General features: G+C 64.0%; 1 pseudogene. It reads left to right on the top strand.

What is annotated here, in order from left to right:
* Positions 1 to 27 precede the first annotated feature (27 nt).
* Positions 28 to 819: pseudogene (locus CWO91_RS42335) on the top strand (IS110 family transposase); the annotation flags it as partial.

Below are 819 nucleotides of genomic sequence, written 5' to 3'. Positions count from 1 at the left end.
ACCACCAACTCACCCAGAGGATCAATCATGCGCACTGATCACACTGACGCACCCGCCGGGAGCGAGTATGCCACGGTTTATGTTGTTTTCGAACTGAGCAAGGCGAAGTGGCAGTTAGGAATCATGCTGCCAGGCGCCGAGAAGATGAGCCGTTACCGGATTGACGGTGGTGACATGGCGGCGCTGTCGGGGCTGCTTTTGCGGGCTCGGGCGAAGGCGGAGCAGCAGGGCAGGCCGGTTCGCATGCTGTCCTGCTACGAGGCCGGGCTGGACGGTCATTGGCTGCATCGCTGGCTGGCTCAGAACAAGATAGTCAACCACGAGGTCGATGCCTCGAGCATCGAGGTGAACCGGCGGGCGCGGCGCGCCAAGACCGACCGGATCGATCTGGCGCAGCTGATGCGTTCGTTCCTGGCCTATCTGCGTGGCGAACCAAGGGTCTGCAGCATGGTTCGGGTTCCCACGCCCGAGGATGAGGATCGTAAACGGCGGACACGCGAGCGCGAGCGCTTGCTGACGGAACGCACCGGGCACAGCAACCGGATCAAGGGGCTGCTGCATGGCCAGGGCATCCGCGACGCCGCGCCTTTGCAGCCGGACTTTCTGTCGGATCTCGACAAGATGTGCACCGGCGACGGGCGCGCTCTGCCGCCGCACTTGAAGGACGAGATCCGCCGCGAGCATGAGCGGCTCCTGTTGGTGCACAAGCAGATCAAGGCGCTCGAAGTGGCGAATGCAGCCGCTCATCGCGCACCGCCAAGCGGCTCGGTGGAGGCGAAAGTCGTTCAGCTTGCCCAGCTCAGGGCCGTTGGACCGCAG

It is taken from the genome of Bradyrhizobium genosp. SA-3 (assembly GCF_004212635.1).
Lineage (GTDB): Bacteria > Pseudomonadota > Alphaproteobacteria > Rhizobiales > Xanthobacteraceae > Bradyrhizobium.
Note: the sequence above shows the minus strand (reverse complement) of the source record. Positions and strands in the feature narration are given on the sequence as shown.